This window comes from Amycolatopsis circi, from assembly GCF_003385235.1.
GTDB classification, from domain to species: Bacteria; Actinomycetota; Actinomycetes; order Mycobacteriales; family Pseudonocardiaceae; genus Amycolatopsis; species Amycolatopsis circi.
The window spans coordinates 20,535-36,400 of the sequence record NZ_PQIA01000095.1; the positions used below are offsets into that span (position 1 = coordinate 20,535).

General features: G+C 68.4%; 12 protein-coding genes. 6 read left to right on the top strand and 6 right to left on the bottom strand.

Features of this window, described 5'->3' with window-relative positions; all coding sequences use genetic code 11:
- Nucleotides 1–18: 18 nt before the first annotated feature.
- Nucleotides 19–1,722, top strand: a complete 1,704-nt coding sequence (locus tag D0D37_RS31715) for an ABC transporter family substrate-binding protein (protein WP_425266985.1) — start codon at nucleotides 19–21, stop codon at nucleotides 1,720–1,722.
- Nucleotides 1,723–1,959: 237 nt separating this feature from the next.
- Here the strand turns inward: D0D37_RS31715 and D0D37_RS31720 are convergent, their stop codons facing one another.
- The 5 genes from D0D37_RS31720 to D0D37_RS31740 form a co-directional block, all read right to left on the bottom strand.
- Nucleotides 1,960–2,991, bottom strand: coding sequence for an ABC transporter ATP-binding protein (locus tag D0D37_RS31720; protein ID WP_116204276.1), 1,032 nt, complete (start codon nucleotides 2,989–2,991; stop codon nucleotides 1,960–1,962).
- Nucleotides 2,988–4,085: an ABC transporter ATP-binding protein gene (locus D0D37_RS31725; RefSeq protein ID WP_116204277.1), complete on the bottom strand. Its 1,098-nt coding sequence runs from the start codon at nucleotides 4,083–4,085 to the stop codon at nucleotides 2,988–2,990. The genes D0D37_RS31720 and D0D37_RS31725 overlap by 4 nt, the downstream gene beginning before the upstream one ends.
- Nucleotides 4,082–5,041: an ABC transporter permease gene (locus D0D37_RS31730; RefSeq protein WP_244223741.1), complete on the bottom strand. Its 960-nt coding sequence runs from the start codon at nucleotides 5,039–5,041 to the stop codon at nucleotides 4,082–4,084. The genes D0D37_RS31725 and D0D37_RS31730 overlap by 4 nt, the downstream gene beginning before the upstream one ends.
- Nucleotides 5,034–6,014, bottom strand: coding sequence for an ABC transporter permease (locus D0D37_RS31735; protein WP_116204278.1), 981 nt, complete (start codon nucleotides 6,012–6,014; stop codon nucleotides 5,034–5,036). Before D0D37_RS31735 ends, D0D37_RS31730 begins: the two co-directional genes overlap by 8 nt.
- Nucleotides 6,015–6,202: 188 nt before the next feature.
- Nucleotides 6,203–7,951, bottom strand: coding sequence for an ABC transporter family substrate-binding protein (locus D0D37_RS31740; RefSeq protein WP_116204279.1), 1,749 nt, complete (start codon nucleotides 7,949–7,951; stop codon nucleotides 6,203–6,205).
- A gap of 659 nt (nucleotides 7,952–8,610) precedes the next feature.
- On the opposite strand from D0D37_RS31740, the gene mshB reads away from it, so the two are divergent.
- Genes mshB through D0D37_RS31755 form a run of 3 tightly spaced genes read left to right on the top strand, consistent with a single transcriptional unit; the run spans nucleotide 8,611 to nucleotide 10,620 of the window.
- Nucleotides 8,611–9,438, top strand: coding sequence for an N-acetyl-1-D-myo-inositol-2-amino-2-deoxy-alpha-D-glucopyranoside deacetylase (mshB, locus tag D0D37_RS31745; RefSeq protein ID WP_116204280.1), 828 nt, complete (start codon nucleotides 8,611–8,613; stop codon nucleotides 9,436–9,438).
- Nucleotides 9,435–9,836 carry a hypothetical protein gene (locus D0D37_RS31750; RefSeq protein ID WP_116204288.1) on the top strand — a complete coding sequence of 134 codons (402 nt, stop codon included), beginning with the start codon at nucleotides 9,435–9,437 and terminating at the stop codon, nucleotides 9,834–9,836. Before mshB ends, D0D37_RS31750 begins: the two co-directional genes overlap by 4 nt.
- Nucleotides 9,829–10,620: a hypothetical protein gene (locus tag D0D37_RS31755; RefSeq protein ID WP_116204281.1), complete on the top strand. Its 792-nt coding sequence runs from the start codon at nucleotides 9,829–9,831 to the stop codon at nucleotides 10,618–10,620. Before D0D37_RS31750 ends, D0D37_RS31755 begins: the two co-directional genes overlap by 8 nt.
- Before the next feature lie 4 nt (nucleotides 10,621–10,624).
- On the opposite strand, the gene D0D37_RS31760 is transcribed toward D0D37_RS31755, so the two are convergent.
- Complete coding sequence (locus D0D37_RS31760; protein WP_116204282.1) at nucleotides 10,625–11,374, bottom strand: site-2 protease family protein; 750 nt, start codon at nucleotides 11,372–11,374, stop codon at nucleotides 10,625–10,627.
- Between the two features lie 223 nt (nucleotides 11,375–11,597).
- Between D0D37_RS31760 and D0D37_RS31765 the strand changes: the two genes are divergently transcribed.
- A complete protein-coding gene (locus D0D37_RS31765; RefSeq protein WP_037355639.1) occupies nucleotides 11,598–11,921 on the top strand; it encodes a WhiB family transcriptional regulator in 324 nt (107 codons plus the stop codon).
- A 470-nt stretch (nucleotides 11,922–12,391) separates the two neighbouring features.
- On the top strand, nucleotides 12,392–15,700 hold the full coding sequence (locus D0D37_RS31770; protein ID WP_116204289.1) for a glycosyltransferase family 2 protein: 3,309 nt from the start codon (nucleotides 12,392–12,394) through the stop codon (nucleotides 15,698–15,700).
- Nucleotides 15,701–15,866 lie beyond the last annotated feature (166 nt).

Consider the following 15,866-nt stretch of genomic DNA (forward strand, 5'->3'; position numbering starts at 1 on the left):
GGACGCCGGCTGTGGCCGGTGCTGGCGCTGGCGGGAGTGCTTCTCGCCGCGTGTTCGAACACCCCGCCGCCCCCGGTGGTCACGTCGGCTCCGCCGTCGAGCACGACCAGCGCGGCGGCGCAGTCGCAGATCGTGGTCGGCGTCGACGACGTGGTCGGCGGCTACAACCCGCACAGCATCGCGGACTCGTCGACGATCACCACGGCACTGTCGCAACTGCTGCTGCCCTCGGTGTTCCGGCAGTCCGACGACGGCACGCGCACGCTCGACAAGACGCTGATGGTCTCGGCCGACGTCGTCTCGCAGGTGCCGTTCACGGTGAAGTACGTGATCCGCCCGGACGCCTCGTGGTCCGACGGGGCCCCGATCGCCACCGAGGACTTCATCTACCTCGCCAACGCGATGAAGACGAACCCCGGCGTGATCGAACCGGCGGGCTACCGGCTGATCTCGGACATCGAATCCCGCGACGGCGGCAAGGGCGTCGAGGTCACCTTCAGCAAGCCGTATCCGGCCTGGCAGACGCTGTTCGACAACCTGCTGCCGCAACATCTGCTCAAGGACTCGCCAGGCGGCTGGACGAACGCCCTCGCGACGAGCTTCCCCGCGGTAGCCGGACCGTTCGCGATCAAGACGATCGACACTGCCCGCGGCGAAGCGACCCTCCAGCGCAACGACCGGTACTGGGAGAAACCAGCCGCGGTCGACACACTGATCCTGCGCCGCTCCGACGCGGCCGGCATCGCGACCGCACTGCGCAGCGGCAACGACCAGTTCTCCTTGACCCATACCGATTCCACCGGTCTCCAGCTGCTGAACGACCTGGGCTCGGCCGTCCAGTTGCACACGGTGCCCCGCCCGCTCACCGCGTCGGTGCTGCTCCGCCCGGTCAGCGCGACTCTGTCTGAACCGCAGGTGCGCGCGGGCATCGCCGCGCTGCTGGACCGCGGGAAGCTGATCTCCGCCGGGGCGAAGGGCGGCCCGTCCGCCACGCTGAAGGCAGACGCGCAGGTCCTCCCGCCCTCAGCGAAGGGTTACGCGGCCACCATTCCGGCAGGTCCGCCCGCCGCGCCGGACGCGACCAAGGCCGAGCAGTACTTCACCGCCGCCGGGTACAAGAAGGAAGCCGGCGTGTGGCGCAAGGGAAACAAGACGCTGTCGATCGTGCTCGCGTCGCCCGGCGAACAGGAGCCGTACGCGTCGATTGCGAAGGAACTGGCGTCGGAGCTGGTCGCGGGCGGCATCGAGGTCAACCAGATCAAACCGCAGCCGCGCGACCTGTATTCGTCGCTGCTGGCCATGCCGGTGATGAACGGAAAACAGCAGGCGAGCCCGGATTCGAACAGCACCGTCGGCGTCGACATCGCCGTGGTGGGCCAACCCGTTGGCGGCGACCCGGCGACAGTCCTGGCGTCCAACTACGGCTGCGCGCCCGAACCGGCCTCCGCGGACAAGACCAAACCCGTGGTGCCAGCCAACTCCGCGGGCCTGTGCGACCAGGGTCTCCAGGCGACGATCGACTCGGCCCTCACCGGCTCCGCGACCGTCGCCGACTCGCTCAAGACGCTGGAACCGCAACTGTGGTCCCAGAACGTCGCGATCCCGCTGTTCCAGGAAGCCGAGACTTTGGCGGTGGGCAAAGGAATCTCCGGCCTGACGCCCGGCCCGCCGATGCAGGGCCCGTTCAACTCGGCGGTCAACTGGACCCGCGGCGCCACCTAAACCGCCCCGATGAGGTTTTCTCAGTAGCGCCGTGTGCGGCGGCGCTGTCGCGGTGCTCGCCAACGCGGTGCGGCCAAATGTCCGTGAGGGGAACCCTGAGGGACTCTGATTCCCTCAGGGTTCCCCTCACGGACATTTGGCATCGCGCGCCAAGCTCATCGGCAGCAAGGACCCCTGCGCGCCACCATGCGAAAAGGGCCCCGCACGGACAGTGCGAGGCCCTTTTTCGTCGGTGCGTCAGATCAGCTGCAGGCTTTCCGCGAAGTGGCAGGCGACCGGGTGCGCGTGGCCGCGGTCCACCAAGGCGGGTTCCTCCGTCTTGCACTTCTCGCGACCGGCGTCGTCGAGCTGGTTCGCGAACTTCGGGCACCGGGTCCGGAACCGGCAGCCCGACGGCGGGTTGGCCGGGCTGGGCACGTCGCCGGTGATGACGATCCGCTGCCGCGTCCGCTCCTTGCGCGGGTCCGGCACCGGAATCGCCGAGATCAGCGCCTGCGTGTACGGATGCGCCGGAGTCTGGAACAGCTCCTCCGACGGTGCGGTCTCCACGATCTTGCCGAGGTACATCACCGCGATCCGGTCCGCCACGTGCCGCACCACCGAAAGGTCGTGCGAGACGAACAGGTACGACAGTCCCAGCTCCGCCTGCAGGTCCTTCAGCAGGTTGAGCACGCCGGCCTGGATCGACACGTCCAGCGCGGACACCGGCTCGTCCAGCACCAGCACCTTCGGCCTCAACGCGAGCGCCCGGGCGATGCCGATGCGCTGGCGCTGACCGCCGGAGAACTCGTGCGGGAACCGGTTGCCGTGCTCCGGGCGCAGCCCGACGGTCTTCATCAGGTCGCGGACCTGCTGCTTGCCGCCGTTGTCGTACAGCCCGTGGATGCGCAGCGGTTCGGCGATGATCTCGTTCACCGGCAGCCGCGGGTCGACCGAGGCGTACGGGTCCTGGAACACAATCTGCATGCTGCGCCGCAGCCGCTGCAGTTCGCGCTTGCCCATTTTCGCGAGGTCTTTGCCCTCGTAGGTCACCTTGCCGCCGGTGAGCGGCTGCAGCGCCAGCGCGATCCGGGCGGTGGTCGACTTGCCGCAGCCGGATTCGCCGACCAGCGCGAGCGTCTCGTGCGGGTAGATGTCGAACGACACGTCCGACACCGCCTGCACCGCGCCCGAGACGCGGCGGACCAGGCCGCCGCCGCGGATGGGGAAGTGCTTGACCAGGTTCTGCGCGGAGAGGACGGGCGACTTTCCCGCCATGGCCTCGCTCATCGGTTCGTCTCCGTGTCGGTCGCGATGGCGTCCACGGCGACCGGGACGGCTGCCGCGTCGGCCGAGGTGGCGCTGAACAGCTCGGCCGGGTCCTTCCCGACGACCTGCTCGGTGAAGTGACAGGCCGCGTGCTGGCCGCTGGGACCCGCGACCAGCTCCGGTTCTTCCTCGTCGCAGATCGGCTGCGACAGCGGGCAGCGCGGGCTGAACGGGCAGCCCGGCGGCATGTTCTGCGTGGCGGGCGGCGAACCGGTGATCGGCGTGAGCCGTTCGGTCCGCACGTCCAGCCGCGGCAGGCTGCCGAGCAGGCCCAGCGTGTAGGGCATCCGCGGGTTGTAGAAGATGTCGTCGACCGTGCCGGACTCGACGACCTTGCCCGCGTACATCACGTGCACCCGGTCCGCCTGGCCGGCGATCACGCCGAGGTCGTGCGTGATCAGTACCATCGCCGCGCCGGTTTCCTTCTGCGCGGCCTGCAGTGCCTCGAGGATCTGCGCCTGCACCGTCACGTCGAGCGCGGTGGTCGGCTCGTCCGCGATGATCACGTCCGGGTTGTTGGCCATCGCGATCGCGATCACCACGCGCTGGCGCATGCCGCCGGACAGCTGGTGCGGGTACTCGTCCGCGCGCTGCTTCGGGTTCGGGATGCGGACCAGGTCGAGCAGTTCGACTGCCTGCTTCTTCGCGACGTCCTTGCGCACGTCGTGGTGCGCGGTGATCGCCTCGGCGATCTGGTCGCCCACGGTGTACACCGGGTTCAGCGAGGTCATCGGGTCCTGGAAGACCATCGCGATGCCCTTGCCGCGGACCTTGTTCAGTTCCTTCTCGTTGCACTTCAGCAGGTCTTTCCCGCCGAACCGGATCGAGCCGGACACCCTCGCGGTCTTCGGCAGCAGGCCCATCACCGCGAGCGAGGTCACCGATTTCCCGGAGCCGGATTCGCCGACGATGCCGAGCACCTCGCCGCGGCGAAGCTGGTAGTTCACGCCGCGGACGGCGCTGACCACGCCCTCCCCGGTCGGGAACTGCACGGTCAGGTCCTCAACGACGAGGACGGGATCGCCGCCGCGTCCGTCGGAGACGTTCTGGGTCATGCGCGCACCTTCGTCTGCTGGGGGTCGAACGCGTCCCGCAGGCCGTCCCCGATGAAGTTGATCGTCAGTGCGATCAGGATGATGAAAATGCCCGGGAAGTAGAACAGCCACGGCCGCGTGTCGATCGCGGTCTGCGCGCTGCTCACCAGGAGGCCGAGCGAGGTGTCCGGCGGCTGCACGCCGAAGCCCAGGAACGACAGCGCCGTCTCGAGCAGGATGGCGATCGACACGAGGATCGTCAGGTTGACGATGATCGCGCCGAGCGCGTTGGGCACCAGGTGCCGGAAGATGATCCGGCTGTCGCTCGCGCCGAGCGCCTTCGACGCCTCGACGAACTCCTTCTCGCGCAAGGAAAGCACGACACCGCGGGCCACCCGGGACACATACGCCCAGTACAGGCCGCCGATGACGACCGCGATCAGCCACCACGAGCCGCCGGACTGGTGGCCCAGCACCGCGGCCACCGCGAGCAGCGGCAGCGTGAGCACGAGGTCGGCGATGCGCATCAGGACCGTGTCGAGCCAGCCGCGGTAATAACCGGCGATCGCGCCCCAGACCGTGCCCACGACGGTCGCGAAGATCGCGACGAGGATCGAGATCTGCAGCGAGATCTGCGTCCCGCGCATCACCTGCGCGAGGGTGTCGTGCCCGACCGCGTCGGTGCCGAACGGGTGGTCGCCCGAGGGCGGGGCCGAGTTCTGTTCGGTGATGTCGGCCGCGTTGTACTTCCAGAGCGCCGCGCCGAGATAGGCGAACAGGATGATCAGCACGAACACGACGAGGCTGATCATCGCGAGCCGGTGCTGCAGGAACCGCCGGAAGACCAGTTGCGCCTGGCTGCGTTCCTTGACCGTGAACTCGCGCTCCGGCGCGCCCTTCGGGGTCTGCGGGTCGCCCGGAGCGAACCGAGAGCTGCCCAGCGTGGTGGGCGGAGTGGGGATTGCGTCGTTAGGCATAGCGAATCCTCGGGTCGAGCAGGCCGTAGAGCAGATCGGCGACCAAGTTGAGCAGGATGATGAACGTGGCCGCGATGAGAAGCCAGGCTTCTACCGCGTACACGTCGCTTCGCTTGATCGCGTCCAGCAGGAAAGCGCCCGCGCCCTGCCATTGGAACACGGTCTCGGTCACCACGGCACCGCCGAGGATCGAGCCGATGTCGAGTGCGGTCACCGTGGTCAGCGGGATCAGCGCGTTGCGCAGCGCGTGCTTGCGCGTCACCGTCCAGCGCGGCAGGCCCTTGGCCCTCGCGAGGCGGACGTAATCGCTGTTGAGCACCTCGAGCATCGAGGCGCGCTGGTACCGGCTCCAGGCCGCGTAACTGGTCAGCGCGAGCGAGATCGTCGGCAGGATCAGGTGGCCGAGCACGTCGCCGAACTGGGTCCAGAACCCGCCCGCGGCGACCACCGACGAGGAACCGATGGTGTAGAAGACCTGGTCGCCGACCGTCGTGTTGATCGAGATGCCGATCTGCTTCAGCACCAGCGCGAACCAGAACGACGGCATCGACAGGAAGAGGAAGCCGAAGAAGGTCGCGGTGTAGTCGAACTTGGAGTACTGCCGCGACGCGCTGATCACGCCGATCAGCACGGCGAGGATCAGCGCCACCACCATGGCGAGCACGATCAGCCGGAGCGTGACGCCGAACCGGCCGAACACCTCGCTGCCGATGTTCATGGTGGACTGGACCGAGGGGCCGAAATCACCGTGCAGCACGCCGGTGATCCAGTGCCAGTATCGCTCGAGAATCGGCTGGTCGAGATGCAGCCGGATGCGTTCGAGTTCGATCGTGCGAGGGGGCGGCGGCGGGTTTCTCGCGATCAGCGGAGTCAACGGGTTGGCCGAAAGCGACACCATCACGAAGACGACGAACGTCGACACGATGAGGATCGGCACCGAGACGAAAAGCCGGCGCAGTGCGAAGGCAAGCATGGAGGTCTTCCTGCTCTGGACGGTGTTCTGCCGGCGCCCGCCGCTCGTGGTGGCAGGGCCTTGGCGACGAAACGGGGCAATCGTGGTGTTCGGGAACTAAAGGGGCATTCGTTCGCGGATACGGTGAAGGGCCGGCAGCTTCGGCCGGCCCTTCACCGGGTGTCCCGCGGGAATCTACCGGTCGTTGATCACTTCCGGATGCCCCACTCCGCCATGTTGTACACCGGCCCGTCGAGGGTCGAGTTGTTGCGGATGTTCGCGATCTTGTCCGACGAGGCGATGAAGGTCGGCTTCTGGTACAGCGGAAGCACGTACGCGTCGCTCGACATGACCTCGTCGGCCTGGTTGAGCAGGGCCGCCGCCTTGGTCTGGTCGGTCTCGGCGTTGGCCTGCGCCATCAGGCTGTCGACCTGCGGGCTGCTGTACTTGCCGTAGTTGTTGCCCTGCCCGGTGCCCCAGTTCTGGATGGCACCGCCGAACGGGAACGGCGAAGCGACCCAGGCGAAGACGATGATGTCGTAGTCGCCGCTGGTGGTGGTCTGGCCGAGGTCGTCGGTGGACTGGACCTTCACCTTGACGCCCAGCTGAGCCGCGGTCTGCGCGAACAGCTCGCACTCGTTCTGGCGGATCTGGTTGCCGACGGTGTAGCGGATGCGCAGCTCGGGGACGGCCTTGCCGCTCGGGTCCGACAGCTGGTTGTTGGCCAGCTTGTAACCGGCGTCGGTCAGGATCTTCTTGGCCTTCTCGATGTCACCGGAACCCTGGCCGGTCGCGCTCACCGTGTCCTTGTAGCCGGTCTGCTGCGGCACGAAGTTGTGGTTGTTGAGCGGCTCGACCTTGTTGGTGAACTGGCCGACGGTCTTGGCGATCATGTCCTTGCGGTTGACCGCGGTGAACAGCGCCTGGCGCAGCGGCTTCTGGGACAGCGCCGGGTTCTTCAGGTTGAAGTCGAAGTGCTCCCAAGTCAGGCCGAGGCCGATGAACGAGGAGATGTTCGGCATGTTCTTGACCTGGTTGATCAGGTCGACCTGCGGCTGCGGGTAGATGACCTGCACTTCGTTGTTCTGCAGTGCGGTCGGCTCCTGCGTCGCGTCGGTGATGACGCGGAAGATGACGCTGTTCAGCTTCGGCTTCGCGCCCCAGTACTTCTCGTTCGGGACCTCGGTGACCGACTGGTTGTTGACGAACTTCGAGATCTTCCACGGGCCGCCCGACCAGGTCGGGACGGTCGTGCCGAACCACTTGAAGGACGACGCGAGGCCGGCCGGGGTGTTGATGTCGCCGTGCTCCTTGGCCAGGTGCGCGGGGTACATCGCGCCGCCGGAGCTCCACAGCAGCTTCCAGTCGGTGAACGGCTTGTCGAACACGACCGTGACGGTCTTGCCGCCGTCGGAACCGGTGACCGACTTGACCTGGTCGTAGCCCGCGGTGCTGGCCGCGGCGCAGTCGGCGCAGTCCTTGCCGTTCTGGACCTTGTAGTTGTAGATGAAGTCGTCGGCGGAGAACGGGGTGCCGTCCGACCAGACCGCCTTCGGGTTGAGCTTGTAGACCACCGTCTGCGGGCTGGTGCTCGTCACGTCGGCCGACTCGACGAAGTCCTTGTTCAGGACCGGCTTGAGGTCGGGCGTCGCGTAGAAGGTGTAGGGCAGCAGGCCCTTGGTGACCTCGCCGGTTTCGAAGACGTTGCCCTCGGCCGAGATGACGTTCCAGTTCGGGACGTTCTTCTCGATGGCGTAGGTGACGTCGCCGCCCTGCTGCAACTGGTCGGCCTGCGCCGCGTTGCAGGTGTTCGGGTTCTTGTCGCAGTCGGCGAATGCCTGCCCGGTCTGCACCGCGCTGTTGCCGCCTCCGCCACCACCGCATGCGGAGAGCAGAAGGGCCGCGCCCGCGACGAACGCGCCGAGTTTGGCGGCGCGCGACCTAGTCGTCACTAACATTCATTCTCCTTGCTCGACGCCGTCGCGGTTTTGCGAGGCGGCTCTTCCTGACGCGCAAGCACCGATCGGTATCGCGTTGCTCACCGTAGCCGTGAAACTTAGGCATTGGACAGACGGCAAACCTATCGATCCGGACACTCTCAGTGAGATCGTTGCGGAACAGATATCTCGCACCCCCTGGTTGCACCCCGGTTTCCGCACTTGATCGACTACGGTTAGTAGTTGATCACGGAAATTCGGCACCGGTTCGGGTGGCGGTTCAGTCCAGTGAGCCGACTGGCCCGGCGGACAATAACCGTCCCGTTCCGTGTGCGGCACCCCAGCTAATGGAGCAGTCACGCGGCCGCGACGAACCCGAAGTGACAAGAAATTGGTCCGATCTCGTGAAGCGAAAGAATGCGCCCGCCGCCGGGCACGGGCAGGACTGCCCGGACGGCGACCGGTACTCGGTGGGTGTTCCGAGCATCTTGCGTCCTTGCCCGCGTATTCCGAACCGCGGAACGTTCCGCGGAACGGAATGCCCACGGTGCGGGACTCGGATCCGACCTCGTGGGATGCGAATGCATTTACCCGTGCACGACGCGGTTTTCCGGCTCCCGGACGCCGCGCCGGGGGTCCGGCGTCCCGGGTGCGGACGGGACGGTCACTAACCTGAGGGCGTGAAGCGGAAGCTGCTGCTGGTCCACGCGCACCCGGACGACGAAAGCATCGCCACCGGCGGGGTCATCGCGCGTTATGCGGCCGAGGGCGCCGAGGTGTGCGTCGTGACCTGCACGCTCGGCGAAGAGGGCGAAATCGTCCCGCCGCGGCTCGCGCGGCTCGTCGCCGCGGAGGCCGACCAGCTCGGCGGATACCGGTCGGGGGAGATGACCGCCGCGGCCGCCGCGCTCGGGCTGACCCGGCACAAATACCTCGGCGGCATCGGCCGGTGGCGCGATTCGGGCATGGCGGGCACGCCGGCCGCCGAGCATCCGCGGGCGTTCACCGGCGGCTCGGCGGCGGAACAGACCGCTCAGCTGCGCGAACTCATCGACGATTTCGCCCCGCAGGTCGTCGTCACCTATGACTCCTTCGGCGGCTACGGCCACCCCGACCACATCCGCGCGCACGAGATCACCATGGCGGCGGCCCCGGACGCCCCGTCGGTCGAGCGGGTCTTCCACGTGGTCCAGTCCGAGGTCGCACTCGCTGTCGGCCTGGCCGAACTGCGCGCCGACGGGACATCACCGTTCCGGGTGGCCGCCGACGGCGAGCTTCCGTCCACTCCGGACGGCAAGATCACCACCGTGGTCGACATCTCAGCGCACCGACAGACGAAGCTGGCGGCCCTGCGCGCGCACGAAACCCAGCTGACCGTGGTCGACGGGACGGTCGCGCACTTCGCCCTCACCAACAGCATCGCGCAGCCGATCCCGTCCGCCGAATACTTCGTGCTCGCCCACGGCGACGCGCACGGCGCCGAGACCGATCTGTTCGGCGGGTGGTGACGGTGTCCGCCCCGCTCACCCGTGACCAGCGGCTGATGCTGGTGCTGCTCGCGTTCGACGCGGTCGTGCTGGCGCTGCTCGAACTGTTCTTCCTTCCGCTGCGACTCGGCCCGCTCGGCGAAGTGCCGATGCCGATCACGGCGCTCGTCGGCGCGATCACCACGCCATGGCTCGTGCTGACCGCGGCGAGGCTCGTCCGGCCCGGACTGTCGTTCGTCCCGTTGCTGGTGTGGGTACTCGTCGTGTTCGGGGTCGGCCTGTTCGGTCCGGGCGGCGACGTCGTGCTCGTCCAGGACTGGCGCGCGCTGCTTCTGCTCGGCGCGAGCGCACTGCCCGCCGCACTGGTCCTCGGCGGCGGGCTGGGACGGGCCGCGGCGAAGGGAGGTGCCCGTGTCTGAGGCCATTTCGGACCGTCAGGTCGTAGCGATTCTGCGCCCGTTCGTCCGTGCTTGCGCTCCGATGATCGACGCGCTGCGGGAGGCCGACCCGTTCGGCTTGCAGGCGCGAGCCCGGCGCGGCGAGGGCGAATTCTCCGACGCTGGTCTCAAGAAGAAAATGCTCCACGCGCTGGCGACGGTGAAGGTGCCCGGCACCGCGGGGTGGGCGGCGATGGACATCGACCAGCGCGCGAGCTGGTGGGTCAACCGCGTCGGCAGGCTCACCTCGTTGCTGACGTCGATCCCCGGTCTCGGCGGCGCGCTCGCCGACCGGCTGCCGGTGCAGGACACGCTCGGCGCGGCGTCGCAGGGGCTGGTGCTGTGCGCGATCGCGGGGGAGTACGGCGTGACCGACGTCGGCAGCCGCGTCCGGCTGATCGCCTCGGTGCTGTTCGAACGCGACATCGACGCCGACCTCGCGGCGGGAGCCGGCCACGACAAGTCCGCCAAGTCCGCGGAGGACAGCGAGACCGCGCGGCTCACCGAGGAACTCGACGAATCCCACCGCAAACACGGCAAGGTGACCGCGAAAGCCGTCGCCGGCACGCTCTGGCACCTCGGCAAGTCGCTGTGGGGCATCACCGGCGAACTCGAGAAGCGCCCGCGCGGCCGATGGTTCCACCGGGCGCTCGGGATGCTGCCGGTGGTCGGCGCGCTGGGCGACTACCTCGGCGAGCGCTCCGGGCTCAAAAAGGTCTGGAAGCGCGCGCACGCCTGGCTCATGGCCCACCGGCAGTGGGCCTGAGCCCTCACTGCCAGAAAAGGAACGCGGTCTGCCCGACGATCGCCGCGGTCGAGTTGCCGCCGAGCGGTTCGTAGATGTGCCCGGCGATCGTCCAGAGCAGATTCGACACCGGCTTGAACAGGAAGAGCAGCGCGAACAGCACCAGCGGAGCCCACGGTCGCACCCGCGCGCCGAACGCTCGCGCCTGCGGCGAGAGATACGGCTCCAGCGCGCCCCAGCCGTCCAGTCCCGGCACCGGCAGGATGTTGATCAGGAACGTCATCATCTGCAGCAGCGCGAGGTAGGACATCGCGTAGAAGAGGCCGGTCGCCATCGGGATCAGCATCGTCGCCAGGCACAGCGCGGCGCCGACGGCGAGGTTGCTGAGCGGGCCGGCCAGCGAGGTCCACGACGCGGTCGCGCGGTTGCGCAGCGCGCCGCGGTTGATCCACACCGCGCCGCCGGGCAGCGGGATGCCGCCGATCAGCAGGAAGATCAGCGGCAGCACGAAGGACAGGACGGGATCGGCATAACGCCGGACGTCCAGCGAGAGGTACCCCTTGTGAGCGATCTCGTGATCACCGCCGCGGAAGGCGACGAAGGCGTGGCCGAACTCGTGGAGCGTCAGCGACGCCATCCAGCCGCCCAGGACGAGCAGCACGATGCCGGCGATCAACATCGGGTCGCGAAGATTCGTGAAGTCACCGTATGCAGCCAGGAAACCACCGGCGACGGCGACGGCGAGGATGCCGAGGAAGATCGGGCTCGGACGCACTGCTGATCTCTGCACCCCACCAGTCTTCCGTATGCCCGGTGTGAAGTCTTCGGCGTGTCCCCTTGCGCACCCGGGCACAGAGATCCCCCGAACTCGCTACTCGGCTTGACCTGGCCGACCTACACAGGTGTAATCACAGTGATGTCATTCGCTGCCGGAGGGGGCAGCGGGTGTCGTTTCACCACCGCCAGCCTGGGGAGTGCGTAGGAGCGAGGAGGCGGACGTGCGGTTGGAAGCGGACAACAGGGAATGGGGGCACGTCGTGGGTTGGGGAGAGAACCCGGAGCAGCAGCTCGGGGATCTGACCGACCTTTTCGACGTCCCCGAGGAGCAGGACTGGCAGGAGCGCGCCCTGTGCGCGCAGACCGACCCGGAGGCGTTCTTCCCCGAGAAGGGCGGCTCGACCCGCGAGGCCAAGCGGATTTGCCTTGGCTGCGAGGTCAAGGACGACTGTCTCGAGTATGCGCTGGCGCACGACGAGCGCTTCGGCATCTGGGGCGGACTGTCCGAACGGGAACGTCGCAAGCTCAAGAAACGAGCTGTCTAAACGGTTTTCGGTTCCCCCGGTCCGCGTGGACCGGGGGTGCGCCCCGCCGCCGTAGTAGCGGCGAGGCAGTGCTGCGGCCGGTGCGACGCGGCGGGAGGGGAGTCCCGCCGGGGTGGTGCCGGGCACATTCGAGGGATTCGCGCGGCCCCGATCCGGCGGGACCGTGAGGGCAAAACTGCCGTCGCGGCGGCCGGAAATTTCGGTGCTGTGCCGTGGTTCTCTTTGTGATCTTCGTCTTCTGCTCACGAGATCCCCGGTGTGCCGGGGATCTCTCCCCCGGAACGGGGCCTCCGGTTTCCGCTTGAGCGCGCCGGTTCAGCCCGCGCGAAGTTTCACTTGTGCTCGCTCCCTTGGCCACGGTTGGTCCACGCGGTGGGATCCGCCGGGCGTGCGGCGTGGGCCGGTGCCCGCGCGTCGGCGCAGGCCGTAGGGTGACCGCACTCGTCGCCCCGTCCGAGCAGGAGCCGTTCTTGCCTCGCACCGTCGTTCCGCCCGCTGTGCGGACCTTGCCCGTTCTGGCCATTGTGGTCTGTCACGACGGCGAAGAATGGCTGCCGCTGGCGCTTTCCGCGTTGCGGCGCAGCACAGTCCGTCCGCGGCATGTGCTCGCCGTGGACACCGGATCTGTCGACCGTACCCCGAAACTGCTCGCCGACGCAGCACAGCCGGGCGCGGCCGCCGAGGAACCCGTGCTGTCCGGAGTTGTCACTCTGACGAGTGAAACCGGGTTCGCGGAAGCGGTCGCCGCGGCCGTCGCGCACGCGGTGGAACGGTGGGGCGACCCGGGAACGTGGCTGTGGGTGCTGCACGACGACTGCGCTCCCGAACCGGACTGTCTCGAGCAACTCCTCCGCGCCGCGGAGGAAAACCCGTCCGCGAAGGTGCTCGGCCCGCTCGGCACCGACTGGGCCGATCCGCGGCTGATCGTCGAGGCCGGGCTGTCCACCGACGCCTCCGGGCACCGCCAGCAGATGGCCGCGCCGGACAGCGAACCCAGCGAGGTCCTCGCCGTCCCGAGCGCCGGATCGTTGGTGCAGCGGGAACTCTGGGACGCCCTCGACGGCTACGACGAGGACTTCCCGTTGCTGCGCGAGGATCTCGACTTCGGCTGGCGCGCCAACGCGGCCGGCTCGCTCGTGCTTTCGGTGCCCGCGGCGCGCGTCCGGCACGCTCGCGCCCTGTCCACCGGGCGGCGCACCCCGGACGCCGCCGGCCGTCCGCTCGCCGCGCTCAACCGTTCGCACGGCCTGCGCGTCTTTCTCGTGAACTGCTCGACCCCGTCGTTCTGGTTCGGGCTCGTCCGGCTCCCGATCATGCTGGTGTTGCGCGCGTTCGTGTTCTTCGTGCTGCGGCGCACCACCGAAGCCGGCGCGGAACTGGCCGCGCTCGGATACCTGTGCGGGGGCAAGGGAAATCTCCGTGCGGCTCGTGCGCGGCGGCGCGACCAGCCGAGGCCGGGGACTGTCCGCGGGCTCTTCACGAGCCGGATCACCAGGCTGCGCAACGCGATCAGCGCCGGGGTGGTTGGACTCGTCCGGCGCGGGGTACAGAGTGATGTCGCCCTCGGGACGGTGCCCGACAGTGTGGAGCAGGAGTCCGCGTGGATCCCGCCGGAGGCGCTCGCCGCGTCCGGCGCGCGTCCGGTCGGTCCCGACGCGTTGCCCGCCGGTGCGCTGCGCGGTCTGAGCACTCGCGGCCGGGGCTTGCGCCGGCCGGGCACGGTTGTCGCGGTCACACTGCCCGAAGCGCCAGTGTCCGAAGAGGACACTGAACCGGTCGAGGAGACCTCGGCCCACCCGTCTCCGTCGCCCCGCCCGGAACCGGCCGCGCCGGAACCGGATCTGGTGTTCGTGGAGGTCAACCGGCGACGCGTGCTCGCCGCGACCGTCTTCGCGCCGCCGGTGGTGCTGGTCGTTCTGCTCACCGCGTTGGCTTTGGTGCTCAACCGCGGGCGGCTCGGCCTCGATCTGTGGGGCGGCCAGTTGCTGCCGGTCGGCGGGCTCGGCGAGATCTGGTCGACGTACCTGTCGCCGTGGCACTCGATCGCGGGCGGCACCGGTGCGCCCGCTCCCGCGACGTTGCCGGTGCTCGGGACGATCGGCGCGATCTTCGCTCCGATCGGCGGTCCGGCCGCGCTCGTGGCGATCCTGCTCATCGGAGACATCCCGCTCGCCGCGCTCAGCGCTTACGTGGCCACCCGCAAGCTCGCTGTGCGTCGCTGGGTTCGCGCTGCTGTTGCTGCGACGTACGCGTTGCTGCCTGCTGCCACTGCGTCGGTCGCGCAGGGGCGGCTTGATGTGGTTGTGGTGCATCTCGTGTTGCCGCTTGTGGTCGCGGGAATCGTTCGGTTGCTGACTCGGCCGGGTACGCGGTGGCTGCACGTTTCGGCGCTGTCGGCGTTCGGTGTCGCGTTGCTGGGGGCGTTTTCGCCGCTCGCGCATGGGCTTGCGCTGGTGGGTCTGCTGGTCGGCTTCGTGGTGCTGCCTGCGCCGTCGGGGCTGGCTCGGCGGGTGGCGTCGGTCGGGATCGTGGTGTTGTTGCCGCTGGTTCTGCTGCTGCCGTGGCCGACTGTGCTGTTGCGGCATCCGGAGCTGTTGCTGCAGGGTCTCGGCGGTCCTGCGGCACCCGCGTCCGCTACGGATCTTGCTGGGCTTACGCCGGGCGGGCCGGGGGCGTGGCCGATCGGGGTCGTGGTGCTCGCGGCGACGCTTGTCGCGCTGGTGGTTCGGCCGCGGAAGCAGGTCGTTGGTGGGTTGGCGCTTGCGGTGCTGGGTCTGATCGGCGTGATTTTGGTTCGGCAGGTGCAGTTGACGCCGATGCAGGGTGGGGCACCTGCGTCTGGGTATGCCGGGGTGCCGTTGCTGGTGGTTGGCGCTGGGCTGTTGTGGGCGGTGCTGGCTACTTGGCAGCGCGGTGGTCCGGCGATGCCTGCTGTCTGGTTGCCGAAGGTGTTGGCGGTGGCTGGGGTTGTTGTGGTGGCCGCGTTGGCGGTCGGTGCGGTCGCGACTGGTTCCGAGGGGCCGTTGACGGCTTCGACGCGTCCGCAGCTTGCGCCTGAGGTGGCTGCGGATGTCGCGGCTACTGGGCGGTCCGTGCTGGACGTCAGTTCTGGGCAGGTTCGGCAGACTGGTGGTCGGCTGGCTCTTTTCGGGGACGATGAGCTTGCGCCGGTCAAGGGGACGCCGGAGCGGTTGGCTGAATGGCGGCGTGGGCTCGGGCAGGGGGATGTTGCGGCGCTGAAGCGGGTGTTTGCGGCTGCTGCGACGTCTGGGGTGCAGTACGTCGTGTTGCCGGTGGGGACGGATGCGCGGGCTTTTGCTGCTGCGGCTAGTGATCTTGCCGCGGTGGCTGCGCCGATGGCGGATGGGCGTCCTGTGTTGCGGTTGTTGCCCAAGGCTGGGGAGGTCGCGTTGATCTCGCCGGAGTTGGCTAAGCAGGCCGTCACCGGTGGGGGTGCGCCGGGGACTAATCCGGGGATTTCGCCGGTGGCTGCGCGGTTGCCGGACGTGCGGGTGCGGGCTTCTGAGGGGCCTACGGGGCGGTTGCTCGTGTTGGCTGCTGAACAGGAGGCTGGGTGGCAGGCGAGCGTCAATGGGAAGGCTGTGCCGATTGTTCCTGCTTGGGGGCATCAGGTTGCGGTGTCGGTGCCGCCGCAGTCTTCGGAGGTTTCGGTGACTTTTCCTGGGACTGAGCGGGGGTTGTTGCTTTTGGTGCAACTGGCTGCGGTGTTGTTTACGGCGTTGACTGCGATTCCTTCTCGGAGGCGGGGGTCGGAGTAGGCGGCTCGTCGCCTGGCGGCGACATTGCCTTGGTGGTTGCGTGGGGCACCCCGAAGCCAATTGTGCTGACGGTCTGGGGTTGCTTGTCAAGGCGGGAAAGATGCCTTGACAAGCAACCCCAGACCGCAGGGAGGCTTCGTATCGGGGTGCGGGGGAGGGGCTGGGT

Coding starts and splice junctions, on each gene's coding strand:
- D0D37_RS31720 (WP_116204276.1), bottom strand. CDS start 2,991: ATGAGCGAGGCCATGGCGGGAAAGTCGCCCGTCCTCTCCGCGCAGAAC.
- D0D37_RS31725 (WP_116204277.1), bottom strand. CDS start 4,085: ATGACCCAGAACGTCTCCGACGGACGCGGCGGCGATCCCGTCCTCGTC.
- D0D37_RS31730 (WP_244223741.1), bottom strand. CDS start 5,041: ATGCCTAACGACGCAATCCCCACTCCGCCCACCACGCTGGGCAGCTCT.
- D0D37_RS31735 (WP_116204278.1), bottom strand. CDS start 6,014: ATGCTTGCCTTCGCACTGCGCCGGCTTTTCGTCTCGGTGCCGATCCTC.
- D0D37_RS31740 (WP_116204279.1), bottom strand. CDS start 7,951: ATGTTAGTGACGACTAGGTCGCGCGCCGCCAAACTCGGCGCGTTCGTC.